We start from the raw sequence: 13,388 nt of genomic DNA on the forward strand, positions 1-13,388 counted from the left end.
CGGCGCAGCCGTCCCGTGGCGGTCAGCCCGCCCCCATCCGCATATCTCACACACCATCGGATACAGCCACCACAACGAGCCCGTCAGGCAAACCAGGACAGTTCACCCTGACGAGCCGAAGTCAGTAACGGGATTCCAGGGCCGACCGGGTGACGTTCCTGAGGAACAGCACCGGCGTCGCCGCTGTGGTTACCGCGAACACCCCGAAGGCCAGCCGCATGCCGCCCAGTTCGGCCAGCAGGCCCACCAGAGCCGCACCGAGCGGCATGGCGCCGAAGCTGAAGAGCCGAGCCGCCGCGTCGTAGCGGCCGAGCATCTCGTCGGGGACCTTGCGCTGGGCGACGGTCCGGGAGTTGACCGTCCAGAGCGTGCCGCCCATACCGCCGAGGAAGGCACCGCCCGCCACTGCCCAGATGTTGGTGGTCAGGGCGGGCAGCGCCACCATCGCGGCGGTGCCGATCAGGTCGGCGAACATCGCCCGGCGAACACCGAGCAGCCGGTTCACCCAGGTCACAGCCATCGTGCCGGCCAGCCCGCCGATGCCGAGGGCGCTGAGCACAATGCCGTACTGCTGCGGTCCGAGTTCCATGGCCTGCTGGGCGTAGAGCGGCATGAGCGCCAGCCAGGCGCCCCAGACGGCGGCGAGCACGCCGACGACCAGCGACAGTGTGCGCAGCACCTCGTCTCGCCAGAGGAAGCGCAGCCCCTCGGCGATCCGGCTGTTGACCGAGACGGGAGCCGCGTCCGGGGCGGGCCCGTCGGCCCGGAAGTGGCCCACCAGCAGGAGCAGGGCCAGGGCAGCGACCGCGTAGGAGGCGCTTATCAGCCCCAGCGCGAGACCCGTCCCGGCGGCCAGCAGCAGCCCGCCGATGAAAGGCCCGGCGAACTCCTGCCCCACGGTCTCGGCCCCCACCATCCAGACGTTGGCGCGCTGCCGGCCCGCAGCCGGCACCGCAGCCGGTACCAGAGCGGAGGCGGAGGTCGAGGCCAGTACGTCGGCGACGCCGAGGATCACCCCGGCGGTGAAGAGCTGGCCGAGCGTGAGGGCACCGGTAACGGCTGAGACGGTGAGCCAGCCCATCGCAGCCAGCCGCATCCCATTTGCGCCCCAGAGCAGCCGCCTCCGGTCGAAGCGGTCGACGATCACGCCGATGTGCAAGGCGACAAGCAGCCAGGGCAGCGTGAGGGTCAACGAGACGGCGGTGACCTGGGCGGGAGAGCTGGTGAGCTGGGCTGCGAGCAGGGGGAGGGCCATCTTCATCACGCCGTCGGCGAGGTTGGTCGCGGCGGTGAAGCCGACCAGGACAGCGGTGTTGCGGCGACCAGGGTCTGGTGGGGCGCAGGGCCCCAGTGTCGACGTGCCGAGGCTTTTGTCGGTCTGCGTTCGTTCAGGCACCGCTGTGACCATGACCATCCCCTAACTACCTAACGCTTTAGCCGGTGAGATCACTTTGACGTACACCCCCGCCATCGCGCAACCGGTAAAACGTTTAGGCGGTAGAGTGGTGGAAACCTGTAGGAGGTGACCCGCAATGCTGGAGCCACCGGCCTCAGCCGTCCTGGTGGAGGCGTTCGCCAACACGGTCGACGTGGAAGAGGCACATGATGAGATCGCCACCCCGGCCGGACTGGCCGACTGGCTGAAGGACCGCGGCCTGCTCGACGCACCCTGCGAGATCCCCACTGAAGTGCACGAGAACTATGTGACCCTTCGCGCAGGCATCCGCGAGGAGTTGGGCGCCCATGTCGGCGACACCCCCGACGCGGAACTGCTCGCCGCGGCGGACCGGGTGCTGGCCGAACACCCTGTGCTGGTCACGGTGCGCGGCTCACTGACCCCTGCGGCGGAGCTACCGGCGGAGTGTGGGCCGCTGGCCACGCTGGCGATCGCGTGGAGTGAGCTGGTCACGACCGGGGATGCTGCCCGACTCAAGCGCTGCGCAGAGCACACCTGCGGTTGGGCTTTCTGGGATGTGTCGAAGAACCGCAGCCGCCGCTGGTGCTCGATGAAGGTGTGCGGGAACCGCAACAAGAGCCGGTCCTACGCGTCCCGGCAACGGCAGACGATCTAGCCGTCGGTCGGCCGCGTTCCTGGGGAGTAGGGCATTGTGGTGCACGTTCGTGTGTACCGGGCTGTGCACTTTCACGCGAACGCCGACAGCAGCCTCCTGGTCGGCCGGGAGTCCGGCAGGCACCGGGCCGTAATGGATCTCCGGACCGGGTTTCACGTGGCGAGGCGGTCCGACCAACTGCGGGCACACCGACCGTTCGCCGCAGATACCGCAGATCCAGATCCGCGACGCCTTCTCACCCTGCGGACGTCGATGCCGCCCCGAGCCCGACTCCGTCACATCCCAGGCCATGCCCTGCCCATCGATCCACCCAGCCCACCGGCACGGCCCCGCCGGCGACGGGCCAGCAGGCCACACCGGCAACGGACGCAGGGCACAGGGCACAGGCGCAGCAGCGGGCACGGACGGCGGACGGCGGGGAGCAGCCGAGGCCGGCGGACCGGGCAGCGGGCGCAACACGCGCAGCCAGGCCCCTCCCCGCCACATCACACTCGGTCAGAGCTGTGCAGTACAGCTGTGTTCAGGGACGCTCAGTCGTGGATCTCCCAAGCCCTCTGCGGGAACCAGTGGGGGAGGTCGTCGAGCGCCTCCGCGGGGAAGAACACCGGCCGGGTAAGAAGACGGTCGCCCTCCCGTTGGACGTTGACCATCAAGCCGAGGGAGTACGAGCAGGGCACACCCGCGCTCATGTAGGCGAGCTCGTCGTCCGGACGCGTCTCGGCGCGCTCCAGCATCCACCGCTCCAGCACGGACGGCACCCGCCCGACGAGAGCGGTCCCCTCCGCGGTGACCTGCGGGCCGCACAGGGCGTCGACCACGATACCGGACAGCCGTTCGTCCTGGTAGTAGAACTGGGGCCCGAACTCCCGGAACAGACCCTCACTGACCCTCCAAGTGCTGTCGCCCCGCCCGCCGGTCCACGTGCGGTGCTCGACATCTGCGGTGACACCACTCATCGAGTCCGTCACCTCGTCAGCACTCATACCGAAACGCAACGGTCCCACAGCCGTGAACGGCTCCAGCACCCACTGCTCGCGTTCCTCGTCCGGCCGGACATTCCACCATCCCTTAAACATGATCAACACCCTGCCCGTCCCCACTGACACACAGGGCAGCCGGACCGCTGAACCCCACGAAGGCCATCCACCAAGGCGGCCTGACAGCCACCCAGCAGCCGACCCTGGACTTCTACCTGCCAATGTCCTCGCTCATCAACTGCTGCAGTCGGTCCCTCAGGTCACCCGCACGATCCTTCGCCTCGTCCAACGCGGCCATGTCAAGGGCGTCGAACCCGTCCGCCATGTCGCGGCTCCGGCTCAACTCTCGAAACACCGCGTCCGCGGCGAGCACTACGTCCGCCGGCGCCACAACATGAAGCCGCTGCCGCACCGCCCCCAGACCATGGGCGGTGAACGCCTCCTGCACAGCCTCACCCCGCTCGCCCGGGGGCAAGGCCCGCAACACCTTCAGCAACGCCTGCGCGGTCTCCTCCAGCGCGGTCAGGAACTCGCCGTAGACACGCACCCTCAGCTCTCGCGTCCACCGACGCTCCTCCCACCGCGCCCGACGCAGCTCCGCCAAATGCGTCGCCACGGCCCCCAGACACACACCCACCAACGCGAACACCGGCGCTATCCAACTCCCCATGGCCAAACCGCTACCCAGCCTCCCCACCCAGCACACGACAAGCGGCCCAGGGCTTCGGCGTAGTTGACGGACGCCCGGTTTGTGGTGATCTGTTGGCTGGTGGGTGCCCTGAAGGCAGGACAGGCACGGCTTCCAAGATCATGGAGTTCTCGACGCCCCGTGACCTGTCTGGAAGACCGTGCCTGCCGACGCAGCATCCCCGATCCCGCCTGCCCTTGACCAGCTACGCGAGCAGTCCGACGCCGCTCCCGGGGAGGTCCCCTGCCTGCTGGAGCGACTGGCCCAGGTACCTGACCCACGCGATCCGCGCGGCTGGAGCCCCGCCATGTAGCTGTCGTGGGTCTCGTCGTAGCACGTGGCCAGGCCCCGCCACGCTCGGATTCCGTGGGAGACCGGTTGCCCGCCCGCGCTGCCGCGCCTCTTTCGGTACGGCCCGTTCAGACAGCGGAAAGGTGCAGCTTGAACGGCGAACCGTTGGAGCTGGGCGTCCAGCCGTTCGACCGCGCGGCCCGAATACCTGCGGCGACTTCGCGCGGCAGGACGACCTCAGCCGGCACCATGTTCGGTTCGAGCACGGCCGGCCGACCGGTCTCCACGACGAGCGTCGTTCCGGGACAGGCCGCGTCCTCCACCATGTAACCCAAGGTGATGCCGTCGTAGTCGCAGCACGGTTTCCTGCTCACTCGCCAGCGGTACTCGACGCCGTCGACGACAATCCGGCGGGAACCCTTCTTCGCCAGTGCCACTCTTTGCCCTTCGGCCTTCGACTGCTCGTATATGTCTGTCGCCGCCAGTCTCCCTGTACGGCACACGCGTGTCACCGGGTTTGGCCCAGAGCTTCGGCGCAGTCGCTTGGCATCTGCTTTGTGATCACGCAAGGCCGAGGAGCGCGAGGGGCCGGCGTGCGTCGCGCGCGTTGCGGCGGAGGCCGGCCGCAATGTTCCTGACGCCGCTCAGCCGCAGGGCTCCAACAGCGAGGTTGCGCCAGGTCGCCATGGCGCGGGGAGCGTTCCCGGTTCGCAGTTGGGAGGCGTCCTCGGCGAAGGTCGTGTCGCGGACGTGGTGCAGGGCCTCGATCTTCCAGTGGCCCCGGATCAGTTGCGCGAGCTGGGCGGGAGTGGCCTGTTCGGCGGTCAGGCTGGTGACCGCATAGATGGTCGCGATGGTGGTCTTGCCGGTTTTGCGGTCGGTGCGGCGGCGCTTGACCTGGACCGCCTGGCAGGCACCGGGGAAGAGCAGGTTGTTGACGGTGGCGACCTTAATCCGGCGGATCTCGGAACGGCCGTGTCCGATTCCCCGGGTGCGTCCCTGGAGCGGAATGTCCTTCCAGGGAAGGGATTTGAGCTGTCTGCGCAACTTCTTCTGGTTGTCCTTGACGATCGCGATGTAGTGGGCCCGGCGGCCGAGGAGGTAGGCGGCGTGCTCGCGCTGGGTGTGCAGTGCGTCGCTGGTGACCACCATTCCGGCGAGGTCCGCGACGCTGTCCAGCAGCGGCTGGAAGCGGGTGGTCTCGCCGGTCTTCTCGCCGACGTCGAGCTGGGCCAGGACCAGGCCGTTGGTGTGCTCCACCGCAGCGAGCAGGTGGATCTTCCGGCCGTCGGCCCTGGCCGCGCCGCGCAGGCTCTTGCCGTCCACAGACAGTGCGCGCAGCCCGGAGTTCGTTGGTCGGCGGTCGGCGAGCCAGCCACCTACCGCCCGGTCCAGGGCGTCGCCGTCGATGCGGGTCAGCAGCCGGCGGACCGTCGCCTCGGCCGGGACCAGCCGCCTGGGCAGCAGCGGGTCGGGGTGCACGCCGAGGTGTTCCAGCCCGTACGGCGGCGCGTCCGTGATCCACTCGCCGACCGCCAGCAGCGAGGTCGCCCCGGCCAATACCGCGCATGCCGTCAGGGTGAGGACGACGGCCAGCGTGTACCGCACACCGCGCGGATCGCGTGGGTCAGGTACCTGGGCCAGTCGCTCCAGCAGGCAGGGGACCTCCCCGGGAGCGGCGTCGGACTGCTCGCGTAGCTGGTCAAGGGCAGGCGGGATCGGAGATGCTGCGTCGGCAGGCACGGTCTTCCAGACAGGTCACGGGGCGTCGAGAACTCCATGATCTTGGAAGCCGTGCCTGTCCTGCCTTCAGGGCACCCACCAGCCAACAGATCACCACAAACCGGGCGTCCGTCAACTACACCGAAGCCCTGGTGCGGGACCGAGTTGACCGAGATCGTCGAGTCCTTGCCGATTCTCTGAACTTATTGCCGAGCCTTGCTCGTGGCCACGATGTCGATGGCGACTCGAAGCGGTGTCTCCGCATTCCCAAGTAGTGCCCGGGTGATTGCAATCGCCTGGATGATGCTCATTCCGCGCTCGGCTAGGAGGGTCTGGACAGCCTCCATTCCGTCACTCTCAAGGACTGGCCGGGACTGTTCGACCAGCGCTGCCCAGCGTGCGGCCTCCTCGGGGCCTAGCCCGATGACGTGGTCAAACACGACTTCTTCCTTCCCGTGATGGGCAGATGGGTTGCTCACGTCTCGTCAGAGCCCAGTGCTGCGCTCAGAACCTGCACGGCGTCAGCGTATTGAAGGCGGTCGAACTGAAACGGGCCGAACCCCGAATAGTCGCGTGTCTTGCGGTGAGGTTGTTCGAAGGAGTCCCAGGTCACGTGGTCAGGAGTCACTGTGATGCTGGCCATCAGCGGCCAGCATCCCCACTCACCGCATTCACAGCCGAGCACGGGAGTCTTCGGCCCCGTCGCTCCGTTGGATCGTCCATGGAAATGGTCTTCCATCGAGCCGAACTGGAAGAACTGCGGGATAAGGCCCCCATAGGCGTCTCCCGATGGTTGCATCTCAGCGTCCGTCTCGAACTGGTCGATCAAGTCGGTGAGCGGTGTTCCGTCGATGTACGGGACGACTTCAAGCACGCTGCGATACGCGTGGCCTCGGCAGTCGAAGAGGATTTCCTGGTTGGTCATATGCTGATTGTTGCAGCTCGTACCTTCCTTGTTCCTCCTGATTATGGTGGGCAGCTTCAGGGGATTGAGGGGCGGTGTCCACCAGGTTGAGATCGTCCCTGGTCAGCGAAGGAGCTCGGCGTTGCTGGCGGTCCGCTTCAGCCGGTCCAGGAGCAGTTCCGTGGCCTGCTGGCCGTTGAGGCCGCCCAGGGCCCGGCGCAAGGCCCACGCCGCGGGCGTGCGGGCGGGGCCGAGGAGGAGTTCCTCGCGACGGGTGCCGGAGGCCTTGACGTCGACTGCCGGGAAGAGGCGCTTGTCGGCGAGGCGGCGGTCGAGGCGGAGCTCCATGTTGCCGGTGCTCTTGAACTCCTCGAAGATCAGGTCGTCCATGCGGGAGCCGGTGTCGACGAGGGCGGTGGCCAGGATGGTCAGCGAGCCGCCGTTCTCGATGTTTCGTGCCGCGCCGAAGAGCCTCTTCGGGTGCTGGAGTGCCGAGGCGTCGAGGCCGCCCGAGAGGGTCCGTCCGTGAGCGGGTGCGGTGGCGTTGTAGGCACGGGCGAGGCGGGTGATGGAGTCGAGCAGCACAACGACGTCGTGGCCGAGTTCGACGAGGCGCTTGGCGCGTTCGACTGCGAGTTCGGCGACGGCGATGTGCTCACGGGCGGGCCGGTCGAAGGTGGAAGCGATGACCTCGCCCTTGACCGCGCGCCGCATGTCGGTGACCTCCTCCGGACGCTCGTCGACCAGGACGACCATCAGGTGCGCCTCGGGGTGGTTGCGGGCGATCGCCGCCGCGACCGTCTGGAGGACGATCGTCTTGCCGGCCTTCGGCGGCGCCACGATCAGACCGCGCTGGCCCTTCCCGATCGGGGCCACCAGGTCGATGACGCGGCCGGTCAGCTGCTGCTGGTCGGTCTCCAGACACAGTTGCTCCTGCGGGTACAGCGGCGTCAGTTCATGGAAGGCGGGCCGGGATTGGGACCTGTCGATGGGGTCGCCGTTGACCGTGTCGATGCGGGCCAGCGGCGTCTGGGCGGCACCGCCCGAACGCGGGCGGGTCGCGCCGGTCAGGACGTCGCCGGGCCGCAGGCCCAGTGCGCGCACCTGGCCGGCGGGCAGGTGAACATCGCTGGACCCGGGGAGGTAGCCGGAGGCGCGCAGGACGGCGCTCCCCTCGCGGATGTCCAGCACACCGGCGACTGGGAGGAGGTCGCTTTCCACGGTGGTGGCCGGCTGCGCCGGCCGGTTGGAGCGGCTGCGCGTTCGCGGCGACGGCAGTGCGGACCGGCCGCCGCGGCTTTCGGCGTCCGCGGGCCGGGGACCGGCCGTCGGCATCGGCGGCCGGCCGGTGGAGCGCTTGGCGGTGATCGCCTCAACGAGTTCGCCCTTACGTAGGCGGGCGGCGCGCGGAATGCCCAGGGCGCAGGCGAGTTGGTGGAGATCTGTCTTCATCAGGCCGTCCAGCGGCCTGGTGGTCGACGGTTCGGTGGTGGTCGTCACGATGAGGTACTCCTGTGGTGTCGAAGGGTATGGCGGCGCCCGGCGGGCCCGGCGTGAGTGGCACGCAGCGGTGGGCGGCTCGGCCGGCCGGGTGCGGGGAGCGGGGAGCGGGGAGCGGGGAGCGGGAACATGGTTCAGCTGCAGCGCTCGGCATGGGCGTGGGCGCGGCAGCGTTCTCGCGGCCCTGCATGGCCGCGGCGGGTGGAGTCGGTTGCCTGCCGGTGAGGGTTCGCCGGGACACTGCTGGGCAGGGCGCTCTCAGGTGTTGCCGTCGTGCCAGGCACGGAGCAGGAGGAGGGCGGTGGTTTTCCGGTGTCCGGGCCTGCCACGGTGGGGTGCTCCGGTGTGCGGTGGCGCCTGGTTCCCGCACCCTGAGGGTGGGCGTCCAGTATCGCTGTCGCGCATTTTAGCACCTCGCGGCCTGGGCAGCCAGGCGGCGTGCTGTTGGCACCGTTGGCTGTCCAGGCGGATCCGCAGGTGAGGGTTGGTGCTGTTGGGCCAGCGGCGACGACGGTAGGCCGGGTAGTCGGCGATCGCCTCGGCGGTGTAGTCGTCCAGCGGCCGGTCGAATCCGTCCGGGTCGAGGCGGCGGCCGGCCAGGTCGACCTCGTCCAGTTGGAGCGCACGGATGCGCCGGGCGGGCAGTGCGTGGACGCCCGCGAGGGCGACGACCACGCGCAGGGCGGGATCCTGCCGGGCAGCGAGGGCGACGGCGTCGACTTCCTGATCGGAGAACGGAATCGGCACCGCGGCGTGGTTCTTGCCGGTTGTCACCCCTCGCATCGGGTTGGCGAAGACGAGCCGTTCCTTCTTCAGCACGTTGAACAGGCTCCGCAGGGCACTGGCCTCGTGCACCCGGTTAGGGCGGTCGGTGCCAATTGGCGACGTCGTCACGGGTGACCTGACGCAGTGTCGTGTAGGTCGACGTCCGCTCGCGCAGGAACCGCCGGACCAGCCTCATCTGGGTAACGACCGTGGGCTGGGAGCGAGGGAGCCAGCGCCGGGTGCCGTTGCGCGAAACCGCGACCCAGGCGTCGACCTCGGCCCGTATCCCGGGCAGAAAGGAAGTCCAGACGCGCGTCGCACCAGGTCTGCACGGCGTCGGGCCGGTCGTCCAGCAGCACGTCCAGGTCCTCGAAGACCTCCAGGACGTGGTTGGAGGGGATCGCATTGTGGGTGAGTTGGGCGATCGTGGACGCTCGGATCGGCTCACCGATCTCGTGAACCACGCAGAGGATGCGGATGCCCCTGCGGACGGAGCCGAGCGTGCGCGGAGGCCAGCCTCTCAGCTCCGCGATCCGTGCGGCGTGCGCTTCCAGGACGGCGGACAGTTCCGGATCCAAGAGCGGTGCCAGGCTGGACTCCGCGCAGGTCACGGACCATCTCGAACAGCGGCAGCTGCCTCCAACGCGACCGCACGTAGTGCAGCCGCCGGTCCGGTGGCCCGTCCACGGTGTTCTGCGGACGAGGGCCGCCCCACGGTGGGGTGGCGGCCAGCTCTTCCATGTCGCCGGATCGCCGTACGCGGTGCTGCGCCCCATCCCGTGTCCGTGTCTGCGCTGCGTGTTCGCGATTCCTGGAGGCGTTTCCGCGTGGGTTTGCGGGCCGGTGTGCCCCCGGGAAGGGGCGGGGGGCGTGGGTTCCCGGAAGAAGGGCAGGGCAGTGCATGGGGATTGACCAATCGTTGAGGGCGCCCGTGAGGGCGCGAGGGGCGGGACCGGGCCGTGGAGCGCTCGTTCGCTCCGGAGGGAGATCGGCTGCGGGGCGGAGTTCGTGGCGGATGGGCTGGTTCGGGTGATGTGGCGCCGGGGCTGGTCGATCGCGCCCAACGGCCGCGGCCTGTACGGTCTTCGGTGCTGCGCCAGCAAGGTCATCTCTGCCACACATTTCCCGGGGGGACTCATGAGGCTTCGCCGGCCCGAGTGCACGAGGCTTCGGCGGCCAGAGCGGTCGGATCGCTCGAACAGCACGCCGGTCGTCGTAACGTGTCTGCTGACGCTGGATGTCGTCCTGTTCGCCGCTGTCGTCTCGGCCGCGCTTGGGCACGGATTCTGCGCAGCCCTCGGCGGGCCTCAATGCGGCACCCGTGCTGCTGTCCATCGGCTGGTCATCGCGTTCGCGGCGACATCGGTCACCGGCGGCCTGTGCCTTTGGTGGCGGCGCCCGGCCTCCGCAGCCTTCCAACTCATCCTGGCCCTCCTGTACGGTTTATCGGCCGTCAATACCCACTAACGAGGGCGCTGGTTCGTACCGGCGGAGCCGAGGGGCTCGACGCGGGTGAACTACTGGTCCGAGCGCCTCGTGAAACTCGAACGCTGGGCATCCCGGACCGTCGCATCGCGTGACGGTCACGAGGAACGGGCGATGCTGCACCGCTACGAGGTCTGGCACCACCTACGACGCCTCCGGGGCCGCCTCGGCACCGGCCACGCCACCCGCCTGCAGATAGCCAACGTCTGCAGCCACATCACCGCCGCAGTCAACTTCCTGGACTGGCTGGCTGGCTGGCAGAGGTCTGACCCTCGCCACCTGCACCCAGTCTGACCTGGACCAGTGGAAAGCAGGCGAGGACCTCAGCTACCGCGACCAGACCGGCCACTTCATCCGCTGGGCGACCAAGAACCGGCTGGCGAAGGGGCTGACCTTCGGCGCCGAGCGCTGGCAGGGCCCGGTCGGCCCCCCACGACTCCGAGGGCCGGTGGGACGACGCCCGCAGGCTCCTCCACGACGCCACGCTGACCACGGCCGACCGGGTCGCCGGACTACTCCTACTCTTCTACGCCCAACGGCTCAGCACGATCAGCAGCCTCACCGTCGATCAGGTCACAGAGGCGAACGACCGGGTTTCGATCCAGATGGGAACCTCCCCGACCATCCTGCCCGAACCACTCGCCGCACTCGTCCTCGACCTGATCGCAACACGTCGCCCCTACACAGTGATCGGACACGCCAACCAGACGCCTTGGCTGTTTCCAGGTCAACGCCCAGGCCAACACATCAGCGCCGACCGACTCGGCCTACGGCTGATCGCCGTCGGAATCCAACCAGGCCAGGCCCGGTCCACCGCCCTGTTCGCCCTCGCCGAAGAGGTCCCGGCCGCGATCCTGGCCCGCATGCTCGGCATCCACATCCAAGTCGCCGTCCAGTGGCAGAAAGCGTCCGCCGGAGACTGGGCCGCCTACGCCGCCGACGTCAGCCGCCGTATCCCGGAGAACCGATGAAGCTCCCCATCACCATCCACCAAGTCGCTGCCGTCCGCTCGTTGATGTCCTGTCAGCGGGGTCTGGCATAGTCCCGGCCATGGAGACCGACGAGTTCTGGACCATCATCGAGACGGCGCGCGCGGCGACGGATACAAGCCCTTCGACGAGGCGTTGACCGACGTCCTGGCCGAACTGCCGTTGGAGCGCATCCTCGACTATGACGAGCGCTTCCACGCGGTCCACGAATCCGTCTACCGCTGGGACGTGTGGGCAGCCTCCTACCTGATCGGCGGCTGGTTCTCCGACGACGGCTTCATCGACTTCCGCGCGGGCCTCATCAGCCTCGGCCGGGAGTGGTTCGAGCGAGTGGCGGCCGCGCCGGACTCCCTCGCCGACCACCCGCTGGTCGACAGCTCCGGCTCCGTCGACGACCTGGAGGAGGCGCTCCTCCAGGAGGATGCCAACTACGCGGCGCTGGGAGCCTATGCCCGGGTCACCGGAGTCAAGGACAGCTACTACGACGCGCAGGAGGCCCGGGCGGCCTCGCGGCCGAAGCGCGAGGACATCGAGCCTGACATGGGCGAGAAGTGGGATTTCGAAGACGACGGCGAGATGCGGCGGCGGCTGCCCCGGCTCGCGGCGCTCTGCCTCGAAAAGGATGACGATGACGAGGAGGGCGACGAGGACTGACGGCAGCCGCCTTGGCTTGTAGCGAGAGGTTCCCGAGATCAGCAGGCCCCGGCCGACAGCACGAACCGCCCCGTGGCCTCGTCCTTCCCGAACGGACGAGGCCGCGACGACAGCCCCCACCGACAGCGGCCCGTACAGATGCGGGAGAAGCCGCAAAGACTGAAAGGCAACACAGTGGCATTGGCCAAGAAGGGTTCCCGCCGCATCGTCGTCGACGGCGTCGAGTACCGCTGGCGGGTGAGCAGGCAACACTTGTGCTGCGACTACGAAGGCAGCACCTTGGGCTACGTGGCGGAGGACGCGACCCGCCCCGGAACGACGCTCGTCGTGGAAACCGGACGGCCGGCCGTCCTCAACCCGGACATGGTGCCGGCTGAGGTCGTCCTGCCGCGGGAAGTCGCCGCAGGCATTCGGGCCGCGCGGTCGAAAGGCTGGACGCCCAACTCCAACGGTTCGCCGTTCAAGCTGCACCTGTTTGCTGCTTGACCGGGCCGTTGCAGTTGCGCCCGTTTCGGTCGTGTCATGCGGCTGTGGCCAGGGAGCGTCCGCCCCAGCGGATGCCCTTCTCACTGCGCACGCGGGCTCGCTCCGCGCGTTGGGCGGCCAGGACGTCGGGGTGGCGGTTGTTGGCGTTGCGCCAACGGAGGTAGGCCTGGCGTTTTCGGGCCAGCACGGTGTGGTTGGGGTGGACCGAATCGCCCATCCAGCTTCCGGATGATCCGGACCCACGGTGGATGTCGCCACCCCGGCTGCGAGCGCCGCCACTCTGAACGCCGCTCAACGCCCAGGAACAGGAGGGCATTGCCGGGTAGGAGCGGCGAGTCACCCCGCCGCTCCCCCCTCAGAACTGTGCGAGCCACTCATCGCGACACACGGCTCATGCAAGCCCCACAGGGCGATTCAGGAGAGCTGTGCTGTGCTCCTGCGTTGGCGGATGAGATATCCGCGGCGACAGGAAGCGTGTACGAGCCGGGTCCCATCATCGTTTGACCGCGAGCCTGGCCTCCCGTGGTGAACGAGGTAGTCGGCCGTGATCGCCTGGCGGGCGATCCGCAGCCACCATCGCTCCCATTGACCCATTTCCAACCTGAAGTTGCAGGTCGTGGGGCTGGCATGGGGCACGGGTAGGGTGCTCGTGCAGGTTGGAGGCGTGATCGCTAGTGTGATGCGCCACAAATCATGAGGGTAAGTTGATACCCTTTTATGGTGTCGCATCCTGGGCCTTCTGCCGTGGTGATCTCGCTGCCTGAGGACGAGCGTGCCGAGTTGCTGCGTCGGGCGGGGTCCTGGGACCGAAGAGCCGCTGAACGGGCCCGGATCATCCTGGCGTGTGCTGACGGT

Annotated in this window: 15 protein-coding genes and 1 pseudogene; 5 read left to right on the plus strand and 11 right to left on the minus strand. The window is 68.5% G+C overall.

The genetic code is table 11. The features are described 5' to 3' along the window. Positions 1-121: 121 nt before the first annotated feature. A complete protein-coding gene (locus AB0P03_RS39895) occupies positions 122-1,351 on the minus strand; it encodes an MFS transporter (protein ID WP_363586113.1) in 1,230 nt (409 codons plus the stop codon). Between the two features lie 181 nt (positions 1,352-1,532). On the opposite strand from AB0P03_RS39895, the gene AB0P03_RS39900 reads away from it, so the two are divergent. Next, positions 1,533-2,072, plus strand: coding sequence for a CGNR zinc finger domain-containing protein (locus tag AB0P03_RS39900; protein WP_363607682.1), 540 nt, complete (start codon positions 1,533-1,535; stop codon positions 2,070-2,072). Positions 2,073-2,602: 530 nt separating this feature from the next. Here the strand turns inward: AB0P03_RS39900 and AB0P03_RS39905 are convergent. The 9 genes from AB0P03_RS39905 to AB0P03_RS39945 all read right to left on the minus strand — a co-directional run bounded on the left by AB0P03_RS39905 (position 2,603) and on the right by AB0P03_RS39945 (position 9,497). After that, positions 2,603-3,055 (minus strand): hypothetical protein, encoded by a 453-nt coding sequence (locus AB0P03_RS39905; RefSeq protein ID WP_363633606.1) that lies wholly within the window; start codon positions 3,053-3,055, stop codon positions 2,603-2,605. 205 nt (positions 3,056-3,260) lie between these two features. Then, positions 3,261-3,698, minus strand: a complete 438-nt coding sequence (locus AB0P03_RS39910) for a hypothetical protein (RefSeq protein WP_363633608.1) — start codon at positions 3,696-3,698, stop codon at positions 3,261-3,263. Between the two features lie 458 nt (positions 3,699-4,156). Further along, positions 4,157-4,465: a hypothetical protein gene (locus AB0P03_RS39915; RefSeq protein WP_363586104.1), complete on the minus strand. Its 309-nt coding sequence runs from the start codon at positions 4,463-4,465 to the stop codon at positions 4,157-4,159. Between the two features lie 124 nt (positions 4,466-4,589). Next, positions 4,590-5,636, minus strand: a complete 1,047-nt coding sequence (locus AB0P03_RS39920) for an ISAs1 family transposase (protein WP_363633609.1) — start codon at positions 5,634-5,636, stop codon at positions 4,590-4,592. A gap of 317 nt (positions 5,637-5,953) precedes the next feature. After that, positions 5,954-6,190 (minus strand): hypothetical protein, encoded by a 237-nt coding sequence (locus tag AB0P03_RS39925; RefSeq protein WP_363586101.1) that lies wholly within the window; start codon positions 6,188-6,190, stop codon positions 5,954-5,956. Between the two features lie 35 nt (positions 6,191-6,225). Then, positions 6,226-6,675, minus strand: a complete 450-nt coding sequence (locus tag AB0P03_RS39930; RefSeq protein WP_363633611.1) for a hypothetical protein — start codon at positions 6,673-6,675, stop codon at positions 6,226-6,228. A gap of 102 nt (positions 6,676-6,777) precedes the next feature. Continuing rightward, positions 6,778-8,106 carry a transcription termination factor Rho gene (gene rho, locus AB0P03_RS39935; RefSeq protein ID WP_363586112.1) on the minus strand — a complete coding sequence of 443 codons (1,329 nt, stop codon included), beginning with the start codon at positions 8,104-8,106 and terminating at the stop codon, positions 6,778-6,780. Positions 8,107-8,412: 306 nt separating this feature from the next. Next, positions 8,413-9,009: a hypothetical protein gene (locus tag AB0P03_RS39940; protein WP_363633613.1), complete on the minus strand. Its 597-nt coding sequence runs from the start codon at positions 9,007-9,009 to the stop codon at positions 8,413-8,415. A 35-nt stretch (positions 9,010-9,044) separates the two neighbouring features. After that, complete coding sequence (locus AB0P03_RS39945; protein WP_363633615.1) at positions 9,045-9,497, minus strand: hypothetical protein; 453 nt, start codon at positions 9,495-9,497, stop codon at positions 9,045-9,047. A gap of 934 nt (positions 9,498-10,431) precedes the next feature. Here AB0P03_RS39945 and AB0P03_RS39950 point away from each other — a divergent pair. From AB0P03_RS39950 to AB0P03_RS39965, 4 genes are all read left to right on the plus strand, one after another. Further along, positions 10,432-10,698 carry a hypothetical protein gene (locus AB0P03_RS39950; protein ID WP_363633616.1) on the plus strand — a complete coding sequence of 89 codons (267 nt, stop codon included), beginning with the start codon at positions 10,432-10,434 and terminating at the stop codon, positions 10,696-10,698. A gap of 311 nt (positions 10,699-11,009) precedes the next feature. Further along, positions 11,010-11,375: a hypothetical protein gene (locus AB0P03_RS39955; protein WP_363633618.1), complete on the plus strand. Its 366-nt coding sequence runs from the start codon at positions 11,010-11,012 to the stop codon at positions 11,373-11,375. A gap of 153 nt (positions 11,376-11,528) precedes the next feature. After that, positions 11,529-12,047, plus strand: a complete 519-nt coding sequence (locus AB0P03_RS39960) for a DUF4240 domain-containing protein (protein ID WP_363633620.1) — start codon at positions 11,529-11,531, stop codon at positions 12,045-12,047. Between the two features lie 72 nt (positions 12,048-12,119). Further along, positions 12,120-12,533, plus strand: a complete 414-nt coding sequence (locus AB0P03_RS39965) for a hypothetical protein (protein WP_363633622.1) — start codon at positions 12,120-12,122, stop codon at positions 12,531-12,533. 34 nt (positions 12,534-12,567) lie between these two features. Here AB0P03_RS39965 and AB0P03_RS39970 read toward each other — a convergent pair. Then, positions 12,568-12,750 (minus strand): annotated as a pseudogene (locus tag AB0P03_RS39970) (IS630 family transposase); the annotation flags it as partial. Between the last annotated feature and the right edge of the window lie 638 nt (positions 12,751-13,388).

This window comes from Kitasatospora sp. NPDC088779 (assembly GCF_040685395.1).
GTDB lineage: Bacteria > Actinomycetota > Actinomycetes > Streptomycetales > Streptomycetaceae > Kitasatospora.

Bases quoted from the DNA above. Each gene is read 5' to 3' on its own strand.
- AB0P03_RS39955 (WP_363633618.1), top strand. From the start codon at position 11,010: ATGGGAACCTCCCCGACCATCCTGCCCGAACCACTCGCCGCACTCGTC.
- AB0P03_RS39905 (WP_363633606.1), bottom strand. From the start codon at position 3,055: ATGAGTGCTGACGAGGTGACGGACTCGATGAGTGGTGTCACCGCAGAT.
- AB0P03_RS39930 (WP_363633611.1), bottom strand. From the start codon at position 6,675: ATGACCAACCAGGAAATCCTCTTCGACTGCCGAGGCCACGCGTATCGC.
- AB0P03_RS39900 (WP_363607682.1), top strand. From the start codon at position 1,533: ATGCTGGAGCCACCGGCCTCAGCCGTCCTGGTGGAGGCGTTCGCCAAC.
- rho (WP_363586112.1), bottom strand. From the start codon at position 8,106: ATGAAGACAGATCTCCACCAACTCGCCTGCGCCCTGGGCATTCCGCGC.